Raw genomic sequence first — 25131 nt, 5'->3', positions numbered from 1 at the left:
CAGCAACTCAGCTATTCACTACAGCGAACAGCACGAGGCCCCGGCCGCTTTTCAGCGGCCGGGGCCTCGCACACGGACGATTCTTCGTCTCACACACCCGAACCTGCGGGCACGGAGTCGGTCGCCTCCGTCCACAGGTCCTGCTCGGCGCGATCCGCCTGGATCTGGCGGTACACGAGGAGCCCGCCGATGGCGGCCAGTGCAACCAGGAGCAGCTTCTTCACCGCGCGACCTCGTCTTTCGTTGACGTAGGAGACTTCTGACGCCCACTCTACACACCGACCGATACCGATCAGTGACCTGGGCCGCCAACGCGTCCGGCAAAGCAATCGGCCCGGACGGGTGAACCGTCCGGGCCGATCTCTTCTGTGGGGCTAACAGGATTTGAACCTGTGGCCTCATCCTTATCAGGGATGCGCTCTAACCAACTGAGCTATAGCCCCGCCGCGCTTTGCGGTGTGTGTCCCGCGCGCTGACTCCTGAAGATTAGCGCACGTGGGGGCCAGTCCCAAAATCGGTTCCCGACCGGCCCCCTCGGGCACGCTCCGAGGACTACTCGTCCTCGGCCAGCGTCAGCTCCACACCGCCCACGAACCCGGCCGACAGGTTGTAGATGAAGGCCCCCAGCGTCGCCAGCGCCGTCATGAGGACGACGTCGATCACGGCGATCACCGAGGTGAACATCAGGACCCGCGGCAGCGACAGGAACGACTGCAGGTCGAAGCCGTTCGACTCGTTGGAGCCGGTGGCCTCGCTGATGGTGCCGCCGACGGTCGAGAAGACGCCCATGGCGTCCATGACCATCCACAGCACCGCGGCCGCCACGATCGTGCAGATGCCCAGCGCGATGGAGAGCAGGAAGCTCACCTTCATCACCGACCACGGATCGGCCTTGGCCACCCGCAGCCGCGCCTTGCGCGTGCGCGGGGTGGTCCGGGCTCCCGTGCGCGGCTTGCGCACGGCGCCGGCGTTCTGACCGCCGGACGTGCCGCCCTGGGCCGCGTACGCCTGCGGCGGGTGGTACGGGCCGCTCTGCTGGCCCTGGCCCCCCGCGCGCTCGCCGGGCAGCGGCCCGTTGTACGTCTCGTACGAGGGACGCTGCCCCCGGGTGTCCGTCACCGTATTCCCCCTACCTTCGGCGGGAGTCCCCCCACCCTGGGAGTCCGTGGCGGAGCCACGGGCACCGCTCGATCCTGCGGACCGGCCGTCGGCCGAACCGGCGCCCGTGGCTCCACTCACGCTCTACTCCTCGTGCTCCCCGGTCGCGGGCTCCGTGCCCTCGACCGCCTCGACCGCATCGGCACCCTCGGCCGCCTCGGCGTCGACGTCGATGTCGTCGTCCTCGCCGCCGGCCTCGGCGTTGCGCGCGATGCCGACGACGGCGTCGCGCTTGCCCAGGTTGATCAGCTGGACGCCCATGGTGTCACGGCCGGTCTCCCTGACTTCATTGACTCGCGTGCGAATCACACCGCCGGAGAGCGTGATGGCGAGGATCTCGTCGGTCTCCTCGACCACCAGCGCGCCCACGAGCGAACCGCGGTCCTCCACGATCTTGGCGGCCTTGATGCCGAGGCCGCCGCGGCCCTGGACGCGGTACTCGTCGACCGGGGTGCGCTTGGCGTAGCCACCGTCGGTCGCGGTGAAGACGAACGTACCGGGCCGGACGACATTCATCGAGAGAAGCTCGTCGTCCTCGCGGAAACTCATCCCCTTGACACCCGAAGTCGCTCGTCCCATCGGCCGAAGCGCGTCGTCCGTCGCGGTGAAGCGGATCGACTGGGCCTTCCGCGACACCAGCAGCAGATCGTCCTCGGAGGAGACCAGCTCGGCGCCGATCAGCTCGTCGTCGCTGCCGTCCTCGCGCTCACGCAGGTTGATCGCGATGACACCGCCCGAGCGCGGCGAGTCGTAGTCCTTCAGGGACGTCTTCTTGACCAGACCGGCCTTCGTGGCGAGCACCAGGTACGGCGCGGCCTCGTAGTCGCGGACCGCCAGGATCTGCGCGATCTGCTCGTCCGGCTGGAAGGCCAGCAGGTTGGCCACGTGCTGGCCGCGCGCGTCCCGGCCGGCGTCCGGCAGCTCGTACGCCTTGGCCCGGTAGACCCGGCCCTTGTTGGTGAAGAAGAGCAGCCAGTGGTGCGTGGTGGAGACGAAGAAGTGGTCGACGATGTCGTCCTGCTTCAGCTTCGTGCCGCGCACGCCCTTGCCGCCGCGCTTCTGCGAGCGGTAGTCCTCGGTCTTCGTCCGCTTGACGTAGCCGCCGCGCGTGATGGTGACGACGATGTCCTCTTCGGCGATGAGGTCCTCGATGGACATGTCGCCGTCGAAGGGCACCAGCTTGGAGCGGCGGTCGTCGCCGAAGCGCTCGACGAGCGCGGCGAGCTCCTCGCTGACGATCGCGCGCTGGCGCTCCGGGGAGGCCAGGATCGCGTTGTACTCGTTGATCTTCGCCTGGAGCTCGTCGTGCTCCGCGAGGATCTTCTGGCGCTCCAGGGCGGCGAGCCGGCGGAGCTGCATCTCCAGGATCGCGTTGGCCTGGATCTCGTCGATCTGCAGCAGGCCCATCAGGCCCGTGCGCGCGACCTCGACGGTGTCGCTGCGCCGGATCAGCGCGATGACCTCGTCGATGGCGTCGAGCGCCTTGAGGAGGCCGCGCAGGATGTGGGCGCGCTCCTCGGCCTTGCGCAGCCGGAACTTCGTCCGGCGGACGATGACCTCGATCTGGTGCTGCACCCAGTGGCGGATGAACGCGTCGATCGACAGCGTGCGCGGCACCCCGTCGACCAGCGCCAGCATGTTCGCGCCGAAGTTGGTCTGCAGGTCGGTGTGCTTGTACAGGTTGTTCAGGACGACCTTGGCGACGGCGTCGCGCTTGAGCACGATCACCAGGCGCTGGCCGGTCCGGGACGAGGTCTCGTCGCGTACGTCGGCGATGCCGCCGATCTTGCCGTCCTTGACCAGGTCGGCGATCTTCTGCGCGAGGTTGTCCGGGTTGGTCTGGTACGGCAGCTCCGTGACCACCAGGCACTGGCGGTTCTGGATCTCCTCGACCTCGACGACCGCGCGCATCGTGATGGAGCCGCGCCCGGTGCGGTACGCCTCCTCGATGCCCTTGCGGCCGACGACGAGCGCGCCGGTCGGGAAGTCCGGGCCCTTGATCCGCTCGATCAGCGCGTCGAGGAGCTCCTCGTGGCTGGCCTCGGGGTGCTCCAGCGCCCACTGGGCACCGGCCGCGACCTCGCGCAGGTTGTGCGGCGGGATGTTGGTGGCCATGCCGACCGCGATGCCGGCGCTGCCGTTGACCAGCAGGTTCGGGAAGCGGGCCGGCAGGACCGTCGGCTCCTGGTTGCGGCCGTCGTAGTTGTCCTGGAAGTCGACGGTCTCCTCGTCGATGTCCCGGAGCATCTCCATGGCCAGCGGCATCAGCTTGCACTCGGTGTAGCGCATCGCGGCGGCCGGGTCGTTGCCCGGGGAGCCGAAGTTGCCGTTCGAGTCGACCAGCGGCATCCGCATCGACCAGGGCTGGGCGAGGCGGACGAGCGCGTCGTAGATCGAGGAGTCGCCGTGCGGGTGGTACGTACCCATGACGTCGCCGACGACGCGGGCGCACTTGTAGAAGCCCTTCTCGGGCCGGTAGCCGCCGTCGTACATCGCGTACAGCACGCGCCGGTGCACGGGCTTGAGGCCGTCCCGGACGTCGGGCAGCGCGCGGGACACGATGACGGACATCGCGTAGTCGAGGTACGAGCGCTGCATCTCGGTCTCGAGCCCGACGGGCTCGATCCGCAGCACGGGTTCGTCTTCGGTGGTGCCGGTCGGGGTGTTTTCGTCGGCCATTGCTGGTCGTCAGTCCTTTCGTACGGTCAGCTGAGACCGACTCAGATGTCGAGGAAGCGAACGTCCTTGGCGTTGCGCTGGATGAACGAGCGCCGTGCCTCGACGTCCTCGCCCATCAGCACCGAGAACAGGTCGTCGGCCTGCGCGGCGTCGTCCAGGGTGACCTGGCCGAGGACCCGGTGCTCGACGTCCATGGTGGTGACGCGCAGCTCCTCGGCGTTCATCTCGCCGAGACCCTTGAAGCGCTGGATCGAGTCTTCCCGGATCCGCTTGCCGTTCTGCTTGCCCAGCTCGACCAGCGCGTCGCGCTCGCGGTCCGAGTAGGCGTACTCGAAGTCGTCCCGGCCCCACTTGATCTTGTAGAGCGGCGGGCGGGAGAGGTAGACGTGCCCGGCCTCGACCAGCGGACGCATGAAGCGGAAGAGGAAGGTGAGCAGCAGGGTGTTGATGTGCTGGCCGTCGACGTCGGCGTCCGCCATCAGGATGATCTTGTGATAGCGGAGCTTCTCGATGTCGAAGTCCTCGTGCACCCCGGTGCCGAAGGCGGAGATCAGCGCCTGGACCTCGGTGTTCTGCAGGATCTTGTCGACGCGGGCCTTCTCGACGTTCAGGATCTTGCCGCGGATCGGCAGGATGGCCTGGTACATCGGGTTGCGGCCGGACTTGGCGGAGCCGCCGGCGGAGTCGCCCTCGACGATGAAGATCTCGCACTTGGTCGGGTCGTTCGACTGGCAGTCGGACAGCTTGCCCGGCAGCGAGGCGGACTCCAGCAGGCCCTTGCGGCGGGTCAGGTCGCGCGCCTTGCGCGCGGCCACGCGCGCGGTGGCGGCCTGGATGCCCTTGCGGATGATGTCCGCGGCCTCGTTGGGGTTGCGGTCGAACCAGTCCGTCAGGTGCTCGAAGACGACCTTCTGCACGAAGGTCTTCGCCTCGGTGTTGCCGAGCTTCGTCTTCGTCTGGCCCTCGAACTGCGGCTCGCCGATCTTGACCGAGATGATCGCGGTCAGACCCTCGCGGATGTCGTCGCCCGTGAGGTTGTCGTCCTTCTCGCGGAGCAGCTTCTTCTCGCGCGCGTACTTGTTGACGAGCGTCGTCAGCGCCGCGCGGAAGCCCTCCTCGTGGGTGCCGCCCTCGTGGGTGTGGATCGTGTTCGCGAAGGAGTACACGCCCTCGGAGTACGAGGAGTTCCACTGCATCGCGATCTCGACCGAGAGCAGGCGCTCCTTGTCCTCGGCCTCGATGTCGATGACGGTCGGGTGGACCAGCTCGCCCTTGCGCGAGTTGAGGTACTTCACGAAGTCGACGATGCCGCCCTCGTAGTGGTACTTCACGGTGCGCGCGGCCGGCTCGGCGCCCGCCTCGGCGTCCGGGGCGTCGGCGCCCACGGTGGCCTTCGCTGACTCGCGCTCGTCGGTGAGCGTGATCGTCAGGCCCTTGTTGAGGAAGGCCATCTCCTGGAAGCGGCGCGAGAGCGTCTCGAAGGAGTACTCGACCGTCTCGAAGATCTCGGGGTCGGACCAGAAGGTGACCGTGGTGCCGGTCTCCTCGGTCTCCTCGTGCCGGGCGAGGGGCGCGGTCGGGGCGCCCATCTTGTACTCCTGCGTCCAGCGGTGACCGTCCGTCTTGATCTCGACGGCGACCTTGGTGGACAGCGCGTTGACGACGGAGACGCCGACGCCGTGCAGACCGCCGGAGACCGCGTAGCCGCCGCCGCCGAACTTGCCGCCCGCGTGCAGCACGGTCAGGACGACCTCGACGGCCGGCTTGCCCTCGGACTCGACGATGCCGACGGGGATGCCGCGGCCGTTGTCCACGACGCGCACACCGCCGTCGGCCAGGATCGTCACGTCGATGGTGTCCGCGTGACCGGCCAGGGCTTCGTCGACCGAGTTGTCGACGACCTCCTGCACCATGTGGTGCAGGCCGCGCTCTCCGGTCGAGCCGATGTACATGCCGGGGCGCTTGCGCACCGCATCCAGACCCTCGAGTACCTGGATGTTGCTGGCGGTGTACTGGTTGTTCTCGTTGGGGTTGCCGGAATCGGCCACGAAGCGCCCTTTCTGGCACAGCACAGGCCGTTCTCCGGGCATACGGGAGCGGCTGCGTCGTTCGACATGTTCCGCAGGGTGGCGGGATTGTCTTCCAGTCTACCGGTACCACTGACACTCATGGGGGTTTGCCGGTACCTGAATGCTCATGTGCCGCCCTCGACGGGCGCGAGACGACTCCCCATATCCGGGGAGGGGCTCCAGAGGCCCCTGACGGCCACCTAGCGCTTCGGCTCGTAGCGCGTTGTGGGCATCGGGACGGCCGGCCTACCCGTAGGTGTCGCCGGGGCCCGTCGAGCCCGGCGCCCGCAGCGGTCCGTAGCCCCGGCGCGGGGCGCCCGGACCCAGCACCTTGATCATCCGTACGGTGCCGTGGCCGAGGTCCTCGTTGAGCCGCGCCACCAGCCGGGGCGCGAGCAGCCGCAGCTGGGTCGCCCAGGCCGTGGAGTCGCACTGCACCGTGAGCACCCGCACCTCCGGGTCCTCGTCGTACTTCAGCGGGACGCAGTGCTTGGCCAGGTCCTCGCCCACGATCTGCGGCCAGCGGCCCATCACCCCGCCGACCGCGGCCGGCGTCTCCCAGCCGCGCTCGGTGATCAGCCGGTTGATCGCGGCGCCCAGCGCCATGGGGTCGCGCCCGTCCGCGCGCGCGCCGGAGCGCAGCCCGCCGCCGCGCCGCGCCTGCTTCTTCTGCTGCGCCGCCGCGCCCCGCGCGCGCGCCTGCTCCTTGGCGGCGCGCAGCGCGACCCGCGCGAGGTCCACGCCGGAGGGCTCGGGCGCGGCCGGCCCGTCCACAGGCTGGGGAGAGCCCGGCCGGGCAGGGGATTCGCCGTCGGCAGCGGCCATGGGACTCACACCCGCTCCACGTTCCCGCCGGACACCGTGTACCGCGTCCCCGCGAGCACGCCCGGCACGTCGTCGTCCACGGCGGCCGTCACCAGCACCTGCTCGCCGGGCGCCACCAGCTCCGCGAGCCGTTCGCGCCGGCGCGCGTCCAGCTCGGCGAAGACGTCGTCGAGGACGAGCACCGGCTCGTTGCCCTCGGCGCGCAGCAGGTCGTACGAGGCGAGCCGCAGCGCCAGCGCGTACGACCAGGACTCGCCGTGGCTCGCGTACCCCTTGGCCGGCAGGTCGCCCAGCTTGAGCAGCAGCTCGTCGCGGTGCGGGCCGACCAGCGTGACCCCGCGCTCGATCTCCTGCTTGCGCACCTCGGCGAGCGCGGCGGTCAGCTGCTCGTACAGCTCCTCGCGGGTGTGCCCGGAGCCGGGCGCGGAGGGCTTGTACTCCAGGTGTACGGGGCCGCCGCCGGGCGCGAGCTGCTCGTACGCCTTGTCGGCGAGCGGGCGCAGCACCCCGATGAGGTCGAGGCGCTGGGCGAGCAGCTCGGCGCCCGCGCGGGCCAGGTGCTGGTCCCAGACGTCGAGCGTGGACAGGTCCATGGAGCGCCCGCCGTGCCGCCGGGCCATGGCGGCGGACTTGAGGAGCGTGTTGCGCTGCTTGAGCACCCGCTCGTAGTCGGAGCGCACACCAGCCATGCGCGGCGCGCGCGCCGTGATCAGCTCGTCGAGGAAGCGCCGGCGCTCGCCGGGGTCGCCCTTGATCAGCGCGAGGTCCTCGGGCGCGAACAGCACGGTCCGCACGATCCCCAGCACGTCACGCGGCCTGACCTGCGAGGACCTGTTGATACGGGCCCGGTTCGCGCGGCCCGGGTTGAGTTCGAGCTCGACGAGCTGGGAGCGCTCGCCCTGGGTGACGGCGGCGCGGATGACGGCCCGCTCGGCGCCCATCCGCACGAGGGGGGCGTCGGAGGCGACCCGGTGACTGCCGAGGGTGGCGAGGTAGCCGACCGCCTCGACGAGGTTGGTCTTGCCCTGCCCGTTCGCCCCCACGAACGCGGTGACGCCCGGGTCGAGCGGGACCTCGACCCGGGCGTACGAGCGGAAGTCGGCCAGCGAGAGATGCGTGACGTGCATGGTGGGCGCCGACCTTCTTCCCCCGGCGGCTGTGCACCGCGGGGTGCACAGCCTGTGGATTACTTCTTCGTCTCGACCGCGTGGCCGCCGAACTGGTTGCGCAGCGCGGCGATCATCTTCATCTGCGGGGAGTCGTCCTGGCGGGAGGCGAACCGCGCGAAGAGCGAGGCGGTGATCGCCGGCAGCGGGACGGCGTTGTCGATGGCGGCCTCGACCGTCCACCGGCCCTCGCCGGAGTCCGAGGCGTAGCCGCGCAGCTTGTCCAGGTGCTCGTCCTCGTCGAGGGCGTTGACCGCGAGGTCCAGCAGCCAGGAACGGATGACCGTGCCCTCCTGCCAGGAGCGGAAGACCTCGCGCACGTCGGTGACGGAGTCGACTTTCTCCAGGAGCTCCCAGCCCTCGGCGTACGCCTGCATCATGGCGTACTCGATGCCGTTGTGGACCATCTTCGCGAAGTGGCCGGCGCCGACCTTGCCGGCGTGCACGGAGCCGAACTCGCCCTCGGGCTTGAGCGCGTCGAAGACCGGCTGGACGCGGGCCACGTGCTCGGCGTCGCCGCCGTACATCAGCGCGTAGCCGTTCTCCAGGCCCCAGACGCCGCCGGAGACGCCGCAGTCGACGAAGCCGATGCCCTTGGCCGCGAGCTCCTCGGCGTGCTTCTCGTCGTCGGTCCAGCGGGAGTTGCCGCCGTCCACGACGATGTCGCCGGGGGAGAGCAGCTCGGCGAGCTCGTCGATGGTGGACTGGGTGGCGGCACCGGCCGGAACCATGACCCACACGACCCGCGGGCCCTCAAGGGCGTCCACGAGCTCCTGGAGGCTCTGGACGTCGGCGAGGTCAGGGTTGCGGTCGTATCCGACGACGGTGTGGCCTGCGCGGCGGATGCGCTCGCGCATGTTGCCGCCCATCTTGCCGAGACCGACGAGACCGAGCTCCATCAGATGATTCCTTAAGCGTCGTGTGCGGTTCGTACCCGCGTCCGAGCCTACGCCCGGACGCGGGTGCACACCTGTGGGGTCAGCCGCTCAGGCGTACCGGCATGATCAGGTACTTGTAGGCGTCGTCCGCCTCCGCGTCGAGCGCGGGCCTGCCGCTCAACAGCGCGGGCTTCGTGGAGGTCGTGAAGGAGAGCTGGGCGACCGGGGAGTCGATCGCGCTCAGGCCGTCCAGCAGGAAGGTCGGGTTGAAGGCGATCGAGATGTCGTCGCCGTCCAGCTGGGCGTCGACGCGCTCCACAGCCTGTGCGTCGTCGCTGGAGCCGGCCTCCAGGATGAGGACGCCCTGCTCGAAGCTGAGCCGGACCGGGGTGTTGCGCTCGGCCACCAGGGCGACGCGCTTGACGGCCTCGACGAAGGGGGCGGTCTCGATCACCGCGACCGAGTTGAACTCGGTGGGGAAAAGCGTCCGGTACTTCGGCAGGTCGCCTTCGAGCAGCCGGGTGGTGGTGCGGCGGCCGGCGCCCTCGAAGCCGATGAGGCCCTCGCCCTTGCCGGAGCCGGAGAGCGCCAGGGTGACCGTGTCGCCGCTGGTGAGCGCCTTGGCGGTGTCCAGGAGCGTCTTGGCGGGCACCAGGGCGACCGCGGAGGCGTCCGGGGACTCCGGCTTCCACAGGAACTCGCGCACGGCGAAGCGGTAGCGGTCGGTGGAGGCGAGGGTGACGGTGTCGCCCTCGATCTCGATGCGCACACCGGTGAGCACGGGCAGCGTGTCGTCACGGCCGGCGGCGATGGCCACCTGGGCGGCGGCGGAGGCGAAGACCTCGCCGGGGACGGTGCCGGTGGCGGTGGGCATCTCCGGCAGCGCCGGGTACTCCTCCACAGGGAGGGTGTGGAGGGTGAAGCGGGAGGAGCCGCAGACGACGGTCGCCCGTACACCGTCTGTGGAGATCTCCACCGGACGGTTGGGGAGGGCGCGGCAGATGTCGGCGAGCAGGCGGCCGGAGACCAGGACGGTGCCGTCCTCCTCGACCTCGGCCTCGACGGAGACCCGGGCCGAGACCTCGTAGTCGAAGCTGGAGAAGCTGAGCGCGCCGTCCTCGGCCTTCAGCAGGAGGCCCGCGAGCACGGGAGCCGGCGGACGGGCCGGGAGGCTGCGGGCCACCCAGGCCACCGCCTCGGCAAGTACGTCGCGCTCCACCCGGATCTTCACCGGAACCGCCTCCTGCTTGTTGCTGGCTCTTCGTCGACTGCGGGAACCAGTCTGACGTACGCCACCGACACTCGGTGCGGCTCGGGGTCAAGTCGCGACAAGAGCGCGTCGAGGCTCCGGGCTCGAGTTGTGCACAGCCCCCGCTTCGAAGCGGATTCCTAGCTAACTCTCTGTGGGAGTAGTAGTAGGGGCTGTGGAAACCGTGGATAACGTTGTTCGCGCAGGTCAGCGCCGGTTTTTTGTCCACCGAGCCTGTGGGTGGACCCCGTGGAAAACCGGCCCGTTCTGTGGACACGCGAAAGTTCTGCACACCCGATTCACAGGGCAGGGGGAGTTCTCCCCAGTGCTGTCCCCAGCTTTCCCCAGGTTCCCCACAGCCCAAACGTCTCCCTTGGTGTGACCGCTTTCACTCGGTGCGGTGAGAGGGGGTGTTGCGTTGCCGAACAGTGGACAGCGGTGTGGAGAAGCTGTGGGCAACCGTCCCGACCCTGGGGACGGCCGGTGGACAACCGCGCGGGCAGCCTGTGGACAGATTTTTCATCCACAGCCTGTGGAGATCGTTTGCCAACAATTCCACAGGGGCCTGACCTGGGGTGATGATCTGTCAGTCGGTCAGCCTGTGGATGCGATCCGGATAACTTCGCAGTCCCCACCCTGTGGACGGAAGATCATCCCCCAATCTGTGGAGAACCCGCCACCGGAACGGAGTAATCGAACAGCGGGGCCTCGTACACAGGTGTGCACCGAGCTCGGCCGTGCCCATCCGGAGCCCATCCGGAGCCCGTCGGAGGCCGATCCGGGGCCGATCCGGGGCGGATCCGAGGCCCATCCAGGGCTTACTCAGGGCCCATCCGGGGTCCATCCAGGGTCCACTCCGGGGTCCCTTACGGAGCCTCCCCGGGAACGCCGAAGGGCGCCCCGGGAGGTGTCCCAGGGCGCCCTCGGAGGCCCGTCTCAGCCGTTCTTGATGCGGTTGGTCAGCTCGGTGACCTGGTTGTAGATGGACCGCCGCTCGGCCATCAGCGCGCGGATCTTGCGGTCGGCGTGCATGACCGTCGTGTGGTCACGCCCGCCGAACTGCGCGCCGATCTTCGGCAGCGAGAGGTCCGTGAGCTCCCGGCACAGGTACATCGCGATCTGCCGGGCCGTGACCAGCACCCGGCTGCGCGAGGAGCCGCACAGGTCCTCCACCGTCAGCCCGAAGTAGTCCGCCGTCGCCGCCATGATCGCGCCGGCCGTGATCTCCGGCGCCGAGTCCTCGCCGCCCGGGATCAGGTCCTTGAGGACGATCTCGGTCAGCCCCAGGTCCACCGGCTGCCGGTTCAGGCTCGCGAAGGCCGTCACCCGGATCAGCGCGCCCTCCAGCTCGCGGATGTTCCGCGAGATCCGGGAGGCGATGAACTCCAGCACCTCCGGCGGGGCGTTCAGCTGCTCCTGGACCGCCTTCTTGCGCAGGATCGCGATCCGCGTCTCCAGCTCCGGCGGCTGCACATCGGTGGTCAGCCCCCACTCGAAGCGGTTGCGCAGCCGGTCCTCCAGGGTCACCAGCTGCTTGGGCGGCCGGTCCGAGGAGAGCACGATCTGCTTGTTCGCGTTGTGGAGCGTGTTGAAGGTGTGGAAGAACTCCTCCTGCGTCGACTCCTTGCTCGCGAGGAACTGGATGTCGTCGACCAGCAGGATGTCCACGTCGCGGTAGCGCTTGCGGAAGGCGTCGCCCTTGCCGTCGCGGATCGAGTTGATGAACTCGTTGGTGAACTCCTCGGAGCTCACGTACCGCACCCGGGTGCCCGGGTAGAGGCTGCGGGCGTAGTGCCCGATCGCGTGCAGCAGATGGGTCTTGCCGAGCCCCGACTCCCCGTAGATGAAGAGGGGGTTGTACGCCTTCGCCGGCGCCTCGGCCACCGCGACCGCGGCGGCGTGCGCGAAGCGGTTCGAGGAACCGATGACGAAGGTGTCGAAGAGGTACTTGGGGTTCAGCCGCGCGTGCTGCTCGCCCGGAGCTCCGGGCCCGCCGCCCTGCCCGCCCGTGGGGCCGCCCATGCCGGGGCCGCCGCCGGTCGGACCCGTGCCCATCGGACCCGGGACGGGCCCGCCGGGACGCGGACCGGGGCCGCCGCCCGGACGCTGCGTCTCGGGCAGCTCGCCGCGGTCGGGACGCTGCTGCTCGTACGCCGGGGGCCGCTCGTCGTACCGCGACCGCGGCGGCTGGGGCCGGGCCGGCTGGTACGGCTCGCGCCACTGCTCCGCGGCCGGCTCGCGCTCCTGGAAGCCGCCGAGCCGCTGCTGCTGCCAGGACAGGTCCTCCTGGGCGCGCGGCCAGGAGCCGGGCTCAGGGCGCTGCTGCTGGTACTCGGGGTAGGCGGGCCGGGCGGTCGGCAGACCGTCGTCCGGCAGCGGGCGCCCGTACTCGTCGTACTTCTCGTATTTCTCGTACGTGCCGTACGGCTCCGCCGGGCGCTCGTCGTAGCGCTGCGGCTGCGGGGGCTGCGGCGCCTGCCGGACGGGCGGCGCGGGCGGGGTCGGCTCGCCGACCGAGTCGTCGACGGTGATCGCGATCCGGATCGGGCGCCCGCAGGCGTTGCTGAGCGCCTCGCTGATCAGCGGGGCGAGCCGTCCTTCGAGGACCTGCTTGCCGTACTCGTTCGGGACCGCGAGCAGGGCGGTGTCGGCCACCAGCGCGAGCGGCTGGCAGCGCTCGATCCACTGCTTGTCCTTGCCCTCGATGCCCTGCTGGCTCTCCCCGAGAAGCTGTTCCAGGACGCGCGGCCACACTGCGGCAAGATCGGCAGGTACGTCAGCCACGGGGCACGCTTCCTCGCAGGTCCCACGAATGTGTGGTTCTCGGGACGGTTGGTCGAAGTCCTGAAGGACAGGTAAGGACAGAACGGAAAAGATTGCGGAGTCCAGCCACGGTAGTCGGGGCGGCTGACGTGGTTCAAGTTGTTGTCCACAGCCTGTGCACAATGGACCCCGGTGACCGGCCGGTTTGACCGGATGGCGTAGCCGCGCGTACCGTAACCAGGTCGAGTTGTCGATGGCTGCTGCCGCCTGCCTACCGATGGGCGAAGGTCACTTTATGTGATCGCGAAGCGGTGCACTCGAGCGTATTGCGAGTTCAGCTTCTCGTGGGCGCACGGTGACAGCCAGGCGATGTCCCGCCACCAACGAATTACTTCTGGAGCCCCCGAGTGAGCAAGCGCACCTTCCAGCCGAACAACCGTCGTCGCGCGAAGACCCACGGTTTCCGCCTGCGTATGCGCACCCGTGCCGGCCGCGCCATCCTGGCGAACCGCCGTGCCAAGGGTCGCGCTGAGCTGTCCGCCTGATCTGTCTAATCAGGTCATGACGTGCTGCCTACCGAGAATCGGCTGAGGCGGCGCGAGGACTTCGCGACCGCGGTTCGCCGAGGCCGCCGGGCTGGCCGCCCGTGCCTCGTCGTCCATCTACGCAGCGGTGAAACGGACCCGCACGCGCCTGGGGAGAGCGCTCCCCCGACGCGTGCGGGTTTCGTCGTGAGCAAAGCCGTTGGCGGAGCGGTCGTCCGCAATCAGGTGAAGCGCCGTCTACGCCACCTCGTGCGTGAACGGCTCACCGAGCTGCCCCCCGGTAGCCTGGTGGTGGTACGGGCGTTGCCCGGAGCCGGCGACGCCGATCATGCACAGCTGGCCCGAGACCTGGACGCCGCGCTACAGCGGCTGCTGGGAGGGGGCACGCGATGAAGTACCCGCTGCTGGCCCTTATCAAGCTGTACCAGTGGACGATCAGCCCGCTCCTGGGCCCCGTCTGCCGGTACTACCCGTCGTGTTCCCGCTACGGATTCACGGCCATCGACCGGCATGGCGCGATCAAGGGCACAGCCCTGACCGCCTGGCGCATTCTGCGGTGCAATCCGTGGACGCCGGGCGGCGTGGACCATGTTCCCCTGCGCAAGCGACCGCGCTGGCACGAGATGCTGCGCGCCGCCCTACGTGGAGACAAGGGCGGGTTCTCCGCCGAGACGAGCCCGGTCGGAGAGACCTCGCCCAATGCTCAAGGAGCCTGATTAGTGGACACGATTGCCAGTCTGTTCAGCTTCATCACCACACCTGTCTCATGGGTGATCGTCCAGTTCCACAAGATGTACGGGGCGGTCTTCGGCCCTGACACGGGCTGGGCCTGGGGTCTGTCCATCGTGTCCCTCGTGGTGCTGATCCGTATCTGCCTGATCCCGCTCTTCGTGAAGCAGATCAAGTCGACGCGGAACATGCAGGCGCTCCAGCCGAAGATGAAGGCGATCCAGGAGCGCTACAAGAGCGACAAGCAGCGTCAGTCCGAAGAGATGATGAAGCTGTACAAGGAGACGGGCACCAACCCGCTCTCCTCGTGCCTTCCCATCCTGGCGCAGTCTCCGTTCTTCTTCGCGCTGTACCACGTGCTCTCCGCGATCGCCTCGGGCAAGACGATCGGCGTCATCGACCAGCCGCTGCTGGAGAGCGCCCGTCAGGCCCACATCTTCGGCGCCCCGCTGGCCGCCAAGTTCACGGACAGCGCCGAGAAGGTCGCCGCCCTCGACGCCTCGCTGACCGATGTCCGCATCGTCACCGCGATCATGATCATCCTGATGTCGGCCTCGCAGTTCTTCACCCAGCGCCAGCTGATGATGAAGAACGTCGACCTCTCGGTGAAGACCCCGTACATGCAGCAGCAGAAGATGCTCATGTACATCTTCCCGGTGATCTTCGCCGTCATGGGCATCAACTTCCCCGTCGGTGTCCTCGTCTACTGGCTGACCACCAATGTGTGGACCATGGGCCAGCAGATGTACGTGATCAACCAGAACCCGACGCCGGGCAGCAAGGCCCAGGACGCCTACCTCCAGCGCCTGCTCAAGGGCGTCAGCCACCACGGTGAGGTCCGCGGCCGTCGGCGGAAGAACATCGTCAAGGCCATCGTGGCCAAGGGCAGCGACCGCAACGAGAACGAGCGCCGCTTCTTCACGGGCCTGGCCAAGGCCGGCTTCGCGCCCCAGGCCGACGGCACCGTGATCAAGAGCGACACCGCGCTCGCCGAGGCGGAGGGCGGCGCCACCGCCAAGCGCCAGCAGCCCAAGCGCCAGACCAAGGCCCAGCGCCAGTCCGGTGGCGGCCAGCAGCCCGGGGCGAAGGACGCCGAGGAATCGACTGATTCCTCCGAGTCCGCGGAGTCCTCTGATCCGGCGGAGTCCGCCGAGGACAGCGCCGGCACCGCGGACCAGAAGGCGACCGCTCCCTCGCTGGAGAAGAAGCCGCAGGACGCGGGCGACAAGCCGACGCGCCAGCGGGCCAACTCCGGTGGCTCCCGCCAGCGCAAGGGCCAGCAGCGCCCGAAGCACCCCTCCTCCAAGAAGTAAGCCTCCACGAAGCAAGAAGGAGTCCATCCGTGACGGAAGGCACCACCTCCGCCGCCGAGGGTGGCGACACCCTGACCCGCCTGGAGCAGGAGGGTGAGATCGCGGCCGACTACCTCGAGGGCCTGCTCGACATCGCCGATCTCGACGGCGACATCGACATGGACGTCGAGGCGGACCGCGCCTCGGTCTCGATCGTCAGCGACTCCAGCAGCCGTGACCTGCAGAAGCTGGTCGGCCGTGACGGCGAGGTGCTGGAGGCCCTTCAGGAGCTCACCCGGCTGGCCGTGCACCGGGAGACCGGTGACCGCAGCCGCCTGATGCTCGACATCGCCGGCTTCCGGGCCCAGAAGCGCTCGGAGCTCGCCCAGATCGGCGCCAAGGCCGCGGACGAGGTCAAGTCCAGCGGTCAGCCGGTCAAGCTGGACCCGATGACGCCGTTCGAGCGCAAGGTCGTGCACGACGCGGTCGCCGCCGCCGGTCTGCGCAGCGAGTCCGAGGGCGAGGAGCCGCAGCGCTTCGTCGTCGTGCTCCCTGCCTGAACCCACCCGTAGTGTCGGCCCCGTCTGTTCTGCAGGCGGGGCCGAATTTTGTCAGCCTGATAGTCAGCCATCCCGTGCGCTCGCACGGCATACGTGCGGTACGGAAGGACGGTTCCCCGTGACGGAAGCAGCGGAGCTTCCCCAGGCGCCCGAGCAGGCGCGGACGGTTTTCGGTGAGTACTTCCCGGAAGCCGTGCGCTACGCGGAGCTCCTCGCGGACGCGGGGGTCAAGCGTGGTCTGATCGGCCCCCGTGAGGTCCCCCGGCTGTGGGAGCGCCACATCCTGAACTGCGCGGTGCTCTCCGAGGTCGTCCCGGAGGGTGTCACGGTCTGCGACGTCGGCTCCGGCGCCGGGCTGCCCGGCATCCCGCTGGCGCTGGTCCGCCCGGACCTGAAGATCACGCTCCTGGAGCCGCTGCTGCGCCGCACGAACTTCCTCCAGGAGGTCGTCGAGCTGCTCGGCCTGGACCACGTGACCGTCGTCCGTGGGCGCGCCGAGGAGATGATGGGCAAGATCCAGCCCGTGCACGTCGTCACGGCTCGCGCCGTGGCGCCGCTCGACCGGCTCGCCGGCTGGGGTGTGCCGCTGCTGCGCCCGTACGGAGAGATGCTGGCGCTCAAGGGCGACACCGCCGAGGAGGAGATCAACGGCGCCCGTGCCGCGCTCTCCAAGCTGGGCGTGGTGGGCACCTCCGTGCTCCAGGTCGGCGAGGGCATCGTCGACCCGCAGTCCACGGTGGTCCGGGTCGAGGTCGGCGAGAGCCCGGGCGGTGTGCGCTTCGCGGCCAAGCGGGCCAAGGCGGCGAGGACCAGCCGTCCCCGCCGAGGCAAGCGCTGAACCCCGTCTACTGATCCGTACAAGCTGCGATACGCGCAGATTTCGGAGTGTCGAGCGGTCCCGGCCCGGCGGCCCGTGCATCGTGTTTCACGTGAAACGTCGCTCACTGCTGCAGGGGATCATCAGCCGCGGTCGCGCGGCTGCCACGCCCTGGGACCGCACACCGTCGGCGAAACCCCCCGTGAGGGTCAAAGGGTTGTCCACAGAGAGGGATTTCTCCACAGGACCACGGGCCTCGCTGGTTCACGACCCCGAAAGCATGGCAGGCTCTGCTCATCGCGAGCCTGAAGCCGAGGAGAGTGAATCCTTGCGGTCCGACGCCAACATCGCGGGACCGATGACCGATCCGGTCCCCGGTCCCCGAACCGAATCGGCGGGGGAGGATGTTTCACGTGAAACACCGCCCCCGATGGACGACACCCCCATCGGTCGTGCAGCACAGCTGGCCGTAGAAGCCCTGGGTCGTGCGGGTGAGGGGCTTCCCCGCCCCGCGCAGACCCGTGTGATGGTCGTAGCCAACCAGAAGGGCGGCGTCGGCAAGACGACCACGACGGTCAACCTCGCCGCCTCCCTGGCCCTGCATGGCGCCCGCGTCCTGGTCATCGACCTCGACCCGCAGGGCAATGCCTCCACCGCGCTGGGCATCGACCACCACGCCGAGGTCCCCTCGATCTACGACGTCCTCGTGGAGAGCAGGCCGCTCTCCGAGGTCGTCCAGCCGGTCCGGGACGTCGAAGGGCTCTTCTGCGCCCCCGCGACCATCGACCTCGCCGGTGCGGAGATCGAGCTGGTGTCGCTGGTGGCCCGGGAGAGCCGGCTCCAGCGCGCGATCCAGGCGTACGAGCAGCCGCTCGACTACATCCTGATCGACTGCCCGCCCTCGCTGGGCCTGCTCACGGTCAACGCCATGGTGGCGGGGGCCGAGGTGCTGATTCCCATCCAGTGCGAGTACTACGCGCTGGAGGGCCTGGGCCAGCTCCTGCGGAACGTCGATCTGGTCCGGGGGCACCTCAACCCCGGGCTGCACGTCTCGACGATCCTGCTGACCATGTACGACGGCCGGACGAGGCTCGCCTCCCAGGTCGCCGACGAGGTGCGCACCCACTTCGGCAAGGAGGTGCTGCGGACGAGCATCCCGCGGTCCGTGCGCATCTCCGAGGCCCCGAGCTACGGCCAGACCGTGCTCACCTACGACCCGGGCTCCAGCGGCGCGCTCTCCTACCTTGAGGCGGCCCGTGAGATCGCCCTGCGCGGTGTCGAGATCCATTACGACAGCACGCACGCCCACACCGGCCAGTCGGCCATGGGCCACCAGAACAGCCAGCGAATGTCGGAGGGGATCCAGTGAGTGAGCGACGTAGGGGGTTGGGGCGTGGACTCGGTGCGCTGATCCCCGCTGCTCCCCAGGAGCGACAGGTGCCGGCCGTGACCGTGGCCGGGGGACAGGGGCTGAGCTCCCCCGGTGCCGTTCCGGCGCTCGGCTCGGAGCGCGGGGTGGCCGCGGCGAAGCTGGCGAGCCTTCCGGCGAGCCCGCAGTCGCCCGACTCCGTGGTGCCGGTCCCCGAGCCCGCGGTGCTGCCGGAGTCCCCCGCCGGGGCGCACTTCGCGGAGCTGCCGCTCGACTCCATCACCCCCAACCCGCGTCAGCCGCGTGAGGTCTTCGACGAGGACGCGCTGGCCGAGCTCGTCACCTCCATCAAGGAGGTCGGCCTGCTCCAGCCCGTCGTGGTGCGGCAGGTGGGCACCGAGCGCTACGAGCTCATCATGGGTGAGCGCCGCTGGCGGGCCTGCCGGGAGGCCGGTCTGGAGCGGATCCCCGCGATCGTGCGGGCCACCGAGGACGAGAAGCTTCTGCTCGACGCCCTGCTGGAGAACCTGCACCGGGCGCAGCTGAACCCGCTGGAAGAGGCCGCGGCCTACGACCAGCTCCTCAAGGACTTCCACTGCACCCATGACCAGTTGGCGGACCGCATCGGTCGGTCCCGGCCGCAGGTCTCCAACACGCTGCGTCTGCTGCGGCTCTCCCCGCCGGTGCAGCGCCGGGTCGCCGCCGGTGTCATCTCGGCCGGGCATGCTCGTGCCCTGCTGTCGGTCGAGGACCCGGAGACGCAGGACAAGCTGGCGTACCGGATCGTGGCCGAGGGCCTCTCGGTGCGGGCGGTCGAGGAGATCGTCACGCTGATGGCCTCGGAGCCCTCCTCGCCGGTCAAGCCCAAGGGCCCGCGCGCGGGTGCTCGGGTCTCCCCGGCGCTGAGCGAGCTGGCCACGCGCCTCTCGGACCGCTTCGAGACCCGGGTGAAGGTCGATCTGGGGCAGAAGAAGGGCAAGATCGTCGTCGAGTTCGCCTCGATGGACGATCTGGACCGGATCCTGTCGACGCTGGCCCCGGGTGAGGGCCGCGTGATGGACCACGGAAACGGCGAGCGGGACGAGCAGGACGGCCAGTCTTCGGAGCACTGACCTTCACTTCTCTCCCACTGGGCGGGGCGTGTACCGGCATTCACCGGAACACGCCCCGCCCTTTGCCTGACCGCGGTATCGCCCTGATCGCCCCCTCGTTACGATTCTGAGAGGCGTATTCGTACGGCAATAGCCGAGGGAAACGAGGAGCAGCCGTGGGGCGTCGGCTCGTACCGCTCACGCTGGACAACCTTCCGGACCTTCCCAAGCGGTGCCGCTCCTGTGTCTTCTGGGAGCTCGATCCGGTGAGCGGTGAGGCCGCCGTGAAGGCCGGCAGGCCGGAGCTGGAGAAGGAGGCGTGGATCTCCGCCGTGCTTCTGGAATGGGGCTCCTGCGGCCGGGTGGTCTATGTCGACGAGGTGCCGGTCGGCTTCGTGCTCTACGCGCCTCCCGCGTATGTGCCCCGCTCCATCGCCTTTCCCACGAGTCCGGTCTCGGCCGACGCCGCCCAACTGATGACGGCGTGGATCATGCCGGGGTACCAGGGGCAGGGGCTCGGGCGGATGATGGTGCAGACGGTGGCCAAGGATCTGCTCCGCCGGGGCTTCAAGGCGATCGAGGCATTCGGGGACGCGCGCTGGAAGGAGCCGGCCTGTGTACTCCCGGCCGAGCATCTTCTGGCGGTGGGCTTCAAGACCGTACGGCCGCACCATGCCTTTCCGCGGCTGCGGCTGGAGCTGAGGACGACGCTCTCCTGGAAGGAGGACGTCGAGCTGGCCCTGGACCGGCTGCTGGGCGCCGTGCAGAAGGAGCCCGCTCTGCGGCCCCTGTGACCCGGCCCGGAGTCTCCTTGTCTCCCCGTGAACGACAGCGGCCCGCCCCCTCGGAAGGGGGCGGGCCGCCGCTGTTTCACGTGAAACAGCGAGAGTCTTACTCGCTGATGAAGGTGTCGAGGTCGCGCTCGATCGCGGCCTTCGGCTTGGCACCGACGATCGTCTTCACGACCTCGCCGCCCTGGTAGACGTTCAGGGTCGGGATGGACATGACGCCGTACTTGGCGGCCGTGGCCGGGTTCTCGTCGATGTTGAGCTTGACGACCTGGATCTTCTCGCCGTGCTCGTTGGCGATGGCCTCCAGCGACGGGGCGATCTGGCGGCACGGCCCGCACCACGCGGCCCAGAAGTCCACCAGGACGGGCTTCTCGCTCTTGAGGACGACCTCGTCGAAGTCAGCGTCGGTCACGTTCTTCAGGGCGCCGGCCACGGCGACCTCCTTATTTCGCGGGGTGTGGGGTGATGAAGCAGAAAGATCAGACCGCGGGGGTTTCGGCGAGCTTCTCGGCGTCGGCGAGGGCGGCGAGGAAGCGCTCCGCGTCGAGGGCGGCCGAGCAGCCGGTGCCGGCGGCGGTGATCGCCTGGCGGTAGGTGTGGTCGACGACGTCGCCCGCACCGAAGACGCCCGTGAGGTTGGTGCGGGTGGACGGGGCGTCCACCTTCAGGTAGCCCTCCTCGTCCAGCTCCAGCTGGCCCTTGAAGAGCTCGGTGCGCGGGTCGTGGCCCACGGCGATGAAGAGGCCGGTGACCGGCAGCTCGCTGGTCTCGCCGGTCTTGGTGTTGCGCAGGGTCAGACCGCGGAGCTTCTGGTCGCCGTGGATCTCGGCGACCTCGTTGTCCCACGCGAACTTGATCTTCGGGTCGGCGAAGGCACGCTCCTGCATCGCCTTGGAGGCGCGCAGGGAGTCACGGCGGTGGACGATGGTGACGGACTTGGCGAAGCGCGAGAGGAAGGTGGCCTCCTCGATCGCGGTGTCGCCGCCGCCGACGACGGCGATGTCCTGGTCCTTGAAGAAGAAGCCGTCGCAGGTGGCGCACCAGGAGACACCGCGACCGGAGAGAGTGTCCTCGTTCGGCAGGCCGAGCTTGCGGTGCTGGGAGCCGGTGGTGACGATGACCGCCTTGGCGCGGTGCACGGTGCCGGCGGTGTCGGTCACGGTCTTGATCTCGCCGGTGAGGTCCACGGCGACGATGTCGTCCGGTACGAGCTCGGCGCCGAAGCGCTCCGCCTGGGCACGCATGTTGTCCATCAGGTCCGGGCCCATGATGCCGTCACGGAAGCCCGGGAAGTTCTCCACGTCGGTCGTGTTCATGAGGGCGCCACCGGCGGTGACGGCTCCTTCGAACACGAGCGGGTTCAGCGACGCGCGGGCCGTGTAGAGCGCAGCGGTGTATCCCGCGGGCCCGGAGCCGATGATGATCACGTTACGGACGTCGCTCACGGGTTTCTTCCTCGTCTCTGGGGACTGCCTACTGCCTACGGGGGGCGGTCGGATCGGTCACTCTCACCCCACCCAACCGATCCTACGGGGGAAGCATTCCCGAGACCGCCGCCTGCCGCGGCGCGGAGCCGATCAGCGCGGAACGGATTCCTTCAGCAGGACATCGGCCCGGCTGTTCCCGCTTCCGGTGGCGCAGGAGGCATCGAGGACGTAGACCTGCACCCGCTTGCCGTCGGCGGTGTCGGGCAGCACGAGGAGATAGGCGTTCGTTCCCTCGTAGGTGCCCTGGCGGAAGGCGAGGACCGGGTCCTGGCGCTGGGTGCCCACCTTCACGCATTCCGGCAGGGGAGTCTCCAAGGACCGCTGGTGCCCGTCGCCGCCGTTCTGGGCGGAGAGCGAGCTTGGGCCGGTGTCCCTGGGAGCCTTGAAGGTGCTGTTCTGCTGGAGCAGGGCCTGAGCGGCGGCCTCGACCGGCATTCCGTCGAAGCGGGCGGCACCGGCGGCCTGGGCCGAGACGCCGGAGGCCGTCGTGTCGGTCGTGTCATGGCCGAACGGGAGGGCGCCGGACTGGATGAAGAACAGGCTCAGCGCCAGGGCGGCGGCCCCCACACCAGCGCCCAGGACGGCGATCCTGCGGCGGCGCCCACGTGGCCGTCCGGGGCCGGTGGCGGCGGCGGGACGCCCTGCGGGCCGGTCGGCGACCGGGGCACTCTCGACCGGATGGCTGCGCGGTGTTTCACGTGAAACATGTGCGGCGGTGTCCGGAGCGGTGGCGTTCAGGAGGGCTTCGGCGGCCAGGGCGGCGTCGATCCGCCCGGCGATCTCGGCCGGCATCCTCGGCGGGCCGGGCAGGGTGCCCAGCAGGCCCCGGATCTCCTCCAGGGAGGTCCGCACATCGGCGCACAGGGGACACGTGTCCAGATGGACCCGTACGGCCGCACTGCGGGAAGGGGTGAGGAGCCCTTCGGTGAGGTCGGAGATCTCCGAGACGTCGGGGTGCTGAGTCGTGTCGGCCGTGGAAGTCACGCGCGCCCACCTCCGCCCTTCACAGCAGCTGGATTGCTCGGTCCGGTGTCCCTCGGTCCCGACACCGGTGGGACGGATGCCCCCGGCGTCCGGTTCCTTCCCCGGTCGGGGCGCTCGTTACCCACCGTGTCCCCGCGCAGATGAGTGAGCATCGGCAGGAGTCTGGCCCGCCCTCGCGCACAGCGGCTCTTCACGGTGCCGGTGGGGACATCGAGGATACGAGCGGCCTCGGCGACCGGATAGCCCTGCATGTCGACCAGGACGAGCGCGGCACGTTGCTCCGCGGGGAGGGTGCCGAGGGCGGCGAGGAGCTGGCGGTGCAGATCCTGGCGCTCCGCGGGAGCCTCGGCGGACTCGTGCGGCTCCAGGATCTGCTCGAAGCGGTCGGTGTCGTCCACCGGAGAGGTCCGGCGGGAGGCCGCCTTGCGCGCCCGGTCGAGGCAGGCGTTCACGGTGATGCGGTGCAGCCAGGTCGTGACGGCCGACTGGCCCCGGAAGGTATGCGCGGCCCGGAAGGCCGATACGAGGGCGTCCTGGACGGCGTCAGCGGCTTCCTCGCGGTCCCCCAGCGTACGGAGGGCCACCGCCCACAGCCGGTCGCGGTGGCGCCGTACGAGCTCGCCGAAGGCGTCCGGATCGCCGGCCACATGGGCGGCCAGGAGATCGCCGTCGGAGCGAGCGTCCCTCGTGGATCCGTTGTTCACGCCAAGTCTCCCACCATGGCAGGGGCGGCACCGTGGGTATTCTGCGGAATTTGCCGGTGATCGACAAGGTGGCCCTTGTGGAGATCCCATGCGGACCGGGGTGCCGCCCGGTGCGGGCGGCACCCCGGTCGGGGGCCGTTACGGGGCCGAGCCGAGGAACGAGACGTTCGTGACGGCCTGCTTGTATCCGGCGTCGCTGTACTGGTCCCCCGCCGACTGCGGCAGCGCGGTGAACCAGAGCAGGACGTAGCGGGTCTTGACCGGCGCCTTCGCGTCCAGCTTCAGCGAGGATCCCGAGGTCGTGGCCGTCGCGATCTCCTTCATGGACGAGGGAGAACCTGCCGGGCTCAGCGAGTCGGCCGCGTACAGCGTCCCGGTCGTGTGGTTTCCTCCGTAGCGCAGGTCTATGGAGGCGGACGTGACGTTCTGCTCCGAGCCGAGGTCGTAGACGATGCCGACGCCCTGCTTGAACGGGGCCAGCGTGGGCCCGTCGAAGAAGCTCTTGGTGCGCCAGTAGGTCGACGTGTCGCTGTCGTAGGTCTTGTCCACGCCCGCAGCGTTCTGCGGGGACCCGTCCGGTGCGTACTCCTTGGCGTCGCGCACGACCAGCGGCTTCGGCTCGGCCGGCTTCTCGTCGCCGGTGTCGGGGGCCGTCGCGGGCGGTATCGGCTGCTTCTGGCCGTTCAGCAGCCGGTCCGCGATCTGCCAGCTGCCGAGACCCAGGGCGGCGATCAGTAGGGCCGAGACGGCCCACTTGAGCGCCTTGCCGGTGCGGCTCTGGAGCGGCGGCGGCGGGATCACGACCGCCTGGGTCACCTGCGGGCGGACCTGGGGGCGCCCGTACGTGCCCTGCTGGTAGGTGGTGCGCTGGTACTCCGGCGGGGTCGGCAGCGGGAACGCCGGCTCCGGCGGGCGGATGCGGGGCATCGCCGCCACGGCCTTGGCGAGCTCGTCCGGGGTGGTGCACGGCGGTTCCTGGCGCGAGGCCGTGGCCCCGTCGTTGGCCAGGGCGCGCATGGCGATCTCGGAGAGACCCCGGTGGACACCCGCCCGGACCTGGTCCGGCGGGAGCAGCCCGACGCCCTTGGGCAGCCCCGAGAGGCCGTAGGCGTCGTTCTCGTAAGGCCAGCGCTGGGTGAGCGCCGCGTAGAGCAGGGCGCCGATCGCCTCGGTGTCGGTGCGCTGCGGGCGGTCGGCGCTGATGCCGCGCAGGGCGGCGTTCACGGCGAGGCCGCGGATGCGGTACTGGCCGGTGGAGCTGCGCAGCACGGCGCTGGGTGTCAGCCGCAGGTGCGAGAGGCCCTCGCGGTGTGCCGCGGTCATGGCCTGGGAGACCTGGCTGACCAGTTGGTAGGCGTCGTGCGGCTCCATCGGGCCGGCCGCGAGGAGCGCGGTCAGCTCGGTGGAGTCGGGCAGCCACTCGTGCACGACGTAGACCAGGTCGTTCTCCTCGACGGCGTCGAGGACCTGGACGAACCGGGGATCGCCGAGCAGCGCCGCGGACCGGGCCGCGGCCAGCACGGAGCGTGCTCGGGGGTGGTCGGCCGGGAGGATGTGCACGCCGACGGCGCGGCGGAGTTTCTCGTCCACCGCACGCCAACTGCTGAATCCGTCCAGTCGGGTGACGCACTCCTCCAGCCGGTAGCGTCTCGCCAGCTTGTGGCCGCTGTGGAGCTCCGGTGCCGTGATGGAGGGCTGTTCGCCGCTCTTCGCTTCGCCCGCCTTGTTCTCCGTGGACTCGGCGGTCGTGACCGCCTTCTTCTGCGCTTCCGCCACCCCGTCGGTCGCGGCCTTGTCCGCCTTGGCGGTCAGCGGGTCGTCACCGCTGTTGTCGGCCACGTCGACGGCAGCCGTGCTACGTTCCGCCACCGTCGTTCCTGCCTCCCCATCCGTTGCGCCACATCCAACAGCCATGCCAATTGTGCCCACAGTCCGACGCTATGCACGACACGCGTCGGCAGGCGATGGTTGTGCG

Annotated in this window: 23 protein-coding genes and 1 tRNA gene; 9 read left to right on the top strand and 15 right to left on the bottom strand. The window is 69.5% G+C overall.

Annotation, left to right across the window (positions count from 1 at the left end):
* Positions 1–89: 89 nt before the first annotated feature.
* From AB0C99_RS01455 to dnaA, 10 genes are all read right to left on the bottom strand, one after another.
* Positions 90–224, bottom strand: a complete 135-nt coding sequence (locus tag AB0C99_RS01455) for a DLW-39 family protein (protein ID WP_003958712.1) — start codon at positions 222–224, stop codon at positions 90–92.
* A 145-nt stretch (positions 225–369) separates the two neighbouring features.
* Positions 370–443: transfer RNA gene (locus tag AB0C99_RS01450), tRNA-Ile, on the bottom strand.
* A 109-nt stretch (positions 444–552) separates the two neighbouring features.
* On the bottom strand, positions 553–1119 hold the full coding sequence (locus AB0C99_RS01445; protein ID WP_362468028.1) for a DUF3566 domain-containing protein: 567 nt from the start codon (positions 1117–1119) through the stop codon (positions 553–555).
* Between the two features lie 123 nt (positions 1120–1242).
* A complete protein-coding gene (gyrA, locus tag AB0C99_RS01440; RefSeq protein WP_362468026.1) occupies positions 1243–3837 on the bottom strand; it encodes a DNA gyrase subunit A in 2595 nt (864 codons plus the stop codon).
* A 41-nt stretch (positions 3838–3878) separates the two neighbouring features.
* Positions 3879–5909 carry a DNA topoisomerase (ATP-hydrolyzing) subunit B gene (gyrB, locus tag AB0C99_RS01435; protein ID WP_362468024.1) on the bottom strand — a complete coding sequence of 677 codons (2031 nt, stop codon included), beginning with the start codon at positions 5907–5909 and terminating at the stop codon, positions 3879–3881.
* A gap of 243 nt (positions 5910–6152) precedes the next feature.
* Positions 6153–6731, bottom strand: a complete 579-nt coding sequence (locus AB0C99_RS01430) for a DciA family protein (protein WP_362468022.1) — start codon at positions 6729–6731, stop codon at positions 6153–6155.
* Between the two features lie 5 nt (positions 6732–6736).
* Positions 6737–7858 (bottom strand): DNA replication/repair protein RecF, encoded by a 1122-nt coding sequence (gene recF / locus AB0C99_RS01425; protein ID WP_362468020.1) that lies wholly within the window; start codon positions 7856–7858, stop codon positions 6737–6739.
* Positions 7859–7917: 59 nt separating this feature from the next.
* The gene (gene gnd, locus AB0C99_RS01420) at positions 7918–8796 is read right to left on the bottom strand and encodes a phosphogluconate dehydrogenase (NAD(+)-dependent, decarboxylating) (RefSeq protein WP_362468018.1); all 879 of its coding nucleotides are present in this window, start codon (positions 8794–8796) and stop codon (positions 7918–7920) included.
* 79 nt (positions 8797–8875) lie between these two features.
* Positions 8876–10006, bottom strand: a complete 1131-nt coding sequence (gene dnaN / locus AB0C99_RS01415; protein WP_362468016.1) for a DNA polymerase III subunit beta — start codon at positions 10004–10006, stop codon at positions 8876–8878.
* Between the two features lie 954 nt (positions 10007–10960).
* Positions 10961–12808: a chromosomal replication initiator protein DnaA gene (gene dnaA, locus AB0C99_RS01410; RefSeq protein ID WP_362468014.1), complete on the bottom strand. Its 1848-nt coding sequence runs from the start codon at positions 12806–12808 to the stop codon at positions 10961–10963.
* A gap of 386 nt (positions 12809–13194) precedes the next feature.
* Between dnaA and rpmH the strand changes: the two genes are divergently transcribed.
* The 9 genes from rpmH to AB0C99_RS01365 all read left to right on the top strand — a co-directional run bounded on the left by rpmH (position 13195) and on the right by AB0C99_RS01365 (position 19984).
* Positions 13195–13332 carry a 50S ribosomal protein L34 gene (rpmH, locus tag AB0C99_RS01405; protein WP_046908686.1) on the top strand — a complete coding sequence of 46 codons (138 nt, stop codon included), beginning with the start codon at positions 13195–13197 and terminating at the stop codon, positions 13330–13332.
* A gap of 21 nt (positions 13333–13353) precedes the next feature.
* Positions 13354–13725, top strand: a complete 372-nt coding sequence (gene rnpA, locus AB0C99_RS01400; RefSeq protein ID WP_362468012.1) for a ribonuclease P protein component — start codon at positions 13354–13356, stop codon at positions 13723–13725.
* A complete protein-coding gene (yidD, locus tag AB0C99_RS01395; RefSeq protein WP_362468011.1) occupies positions 13722–14048 on the top strand; it encodes a membrane protein insertion efficiency factor YidD in 327 nt (108 codons plus the stop codon). The genes rnpA and yidD overlap by 4 nt, the downstream gene beginning before the upstream one ends.
* Before the next feature lie 3 nt (positions 14049–14051).
* Positions 14052–15374 (top strand): membrane protein insertase YidC, encoded by a 1323-nt coding sequence (gene yidC, locus AB0C99_RS01390; RefSeq protein WP_362468009.1) that lies wholly within the window; start codon positions 14052–14054, stop codon positions 15372–15374.
* Positions 15375–15403: 29 nt separating this feature from the next.
* Positions 15404–15913, top strand: a complete 510-nt coding sequence (locus AB0C99_RS01385; RefSeq protein WP_362468007.1) for a R3H domain-containing nucleic acid-binding protein — start codon at positions 15404–15406, stop codon at positions 15911–15913.
* 118 nt (positions 15914–16031) lie between these two features.
* On the top strand, positions 16032–16751 hold the full coding sequence (gene rsmG / locus AB0C99_RS01380; protein WP_362468005.1) for a 16S rRNA (guanine(527)-N(7))-methyltransferase RsmG: 720 nt from the start codon (positions 16032–16034) through the stop codon (positions 16749–16751).
* Between the two features lie 259 nt (positions 16752–17010).
* Positions 17011–18099, top strand: coding sequence for a ParA family protein (locus AB0C99_RS01375; RefSeq protein WP_362468003.1), 1089 nt, complete (start codon positions 17011–17013; stop codon positions 18097–18099).
* Positions 18096–19211, top strand: coding sequence for a ParB/RepB/Spo0J family partition protein (locus AB0C99_RS01370; protein WP_362468001.1), 1116 nt, complete (start codon positions 18096–18098; stop codon positions 19209–19211). Before AB0C99_RS01375 ends, AB0C99_RS01370 begins: the two co-directional genes overlap by 4 nt.
* A 155-nt stretch (positions 19212–19366) precedes the next feature.
* Positions 19367–19984 (top strand): GNAT family N-acetyltransferase, encoded by a 618-nt coding sequence (locus AB0C99_RS01365; protein WP_362467999.1) that lies wholly within the window; start codon positions 19367–19369, stop codon positions 19982–19984.
* Positions 19985–20081: 97 nt separating this feature from the next.
* On the opposite strand, the gene trxA is transcribed toward AB0C99_RS01365, so the two are convergent.
* From trxA to AB0C99_RS01340, 5 genes are all read right to left on the bottom strand, one after another.
* Positions 20082–20414 carry a thioredoxin gene (gene trxA / locus AB0C99_RS01360; RefSeq protein WP_362467997.1) on the bottom strand — a complete coding sequence of 111 codons (333 nt, stop codon included), beginning with the start codon at positions 20412–20414 and terminating at the stop codon, positions 20082–20084.
* A gap of 46 nt (positions 20415–20460) precedes the next feature.
* On the bottom strand, positions 20461–21426 hold the full coding sequence (trxB, locus tag AB0C99_RS01355; RefSeq protein ID WP_362467995.1) for a thioredoxin-disulfide reductase: 966 nt from the start codon (positions 21424–21426) through the stop codon (positions 20461–20463).
* Positions 21427–21558: 132 nt separating this feature from the next.
* The gene (locus tag AB0C99_RS01350; protein ID WP_362467993.1) at positions 21559–22452 is read right to left on the bottom strand and encodes a hypothetical protein; all 894 of its coding nucleotides are present in this window, start codon (positions 22450–22452) and stop codon (positions 21559–21561) included.
* A complete protein-coding gene (sigM, locus tag AB0C99_RS01345; RefSeq protein WP_362467991.1) occupies positions 22449–23156 on the bottom strand; it encodes an RNA polymerase sigma factor SigM in 708 nt (235 codons plus the stop codon). The genes AB0C99_RS01350 and sigM overlap by 4 nt, the downstream gene beginning before the upstream one ends.
* A gap of 138 nt (positions 23157–23294) precedes the next feature.
* Positions 23295–25025: a protein kinase family protein gene (locus tag AB0C99_RS01340; RefSeq protein ID WP_362467989.1), complete on the bottom strand. Its 1731-nt coding sequence runs from the start codon at positions 25023–25025 to the stop codon at positions 23295–23297.
* Between the last annotated feature and the right edge of the window lie 106 nt (positions 25026–25131).

It is taken from the genome of Streptomyces sp. NPDC048659 (assembly GCF_040650575.1).
Lineage (GTDB): Bacteria > Actinomycetota > Actinomycetes > Streptomycetales > Streptomycetaceae > Streptomyces.
Note: the sequence above shows the minus strand (reverse complement) of the source record. Positions and strands in the feature narration are given on the sequence as shown.

Coding starts and splice junctions, on each gene's coding strand:
- AB0C99_RS01430 (WP_362468022.1), bottom strand. CDS start 6,731: ATGGCCGCTGCCGACGGCGAATCCCCTGCCCGGCCGGGCTCTCCCCAG.
- gyrA (WP_362468026.1), bottom strand. CDS start 3,837: ATGGCCGACGAAAACACCCCGACCGGCACCACCGAAGACGAACCCGTG.
- AB0C99_RS01375 (WP_362468003.1), top strand. CDS start 17,011: ATGGCAGGCTCTGCTCATCGCGAGCCTGAAGCCGAGGAGAGTGAATCC.
- recF (WP_362468020.1), bottom strand. CDS start 7,858: ATGCACGTCACGCATCTCTCGCTGGCCGACTTCCGCTCGTACGCCCGG.
- gnd (WP_362468018.1), bottom strand. CDS start 8,796: ATGGAGCTCGGTCTCGTCGGTCTCGGCAAGATGGGCGGCAACATGCGC.
- yidD (WP_362468011.1), top strand. CDS start 13,722: ATGAAGTACCCGCTGCTGGCCCTTATCAAGCTGTACCAGTGGACGATC.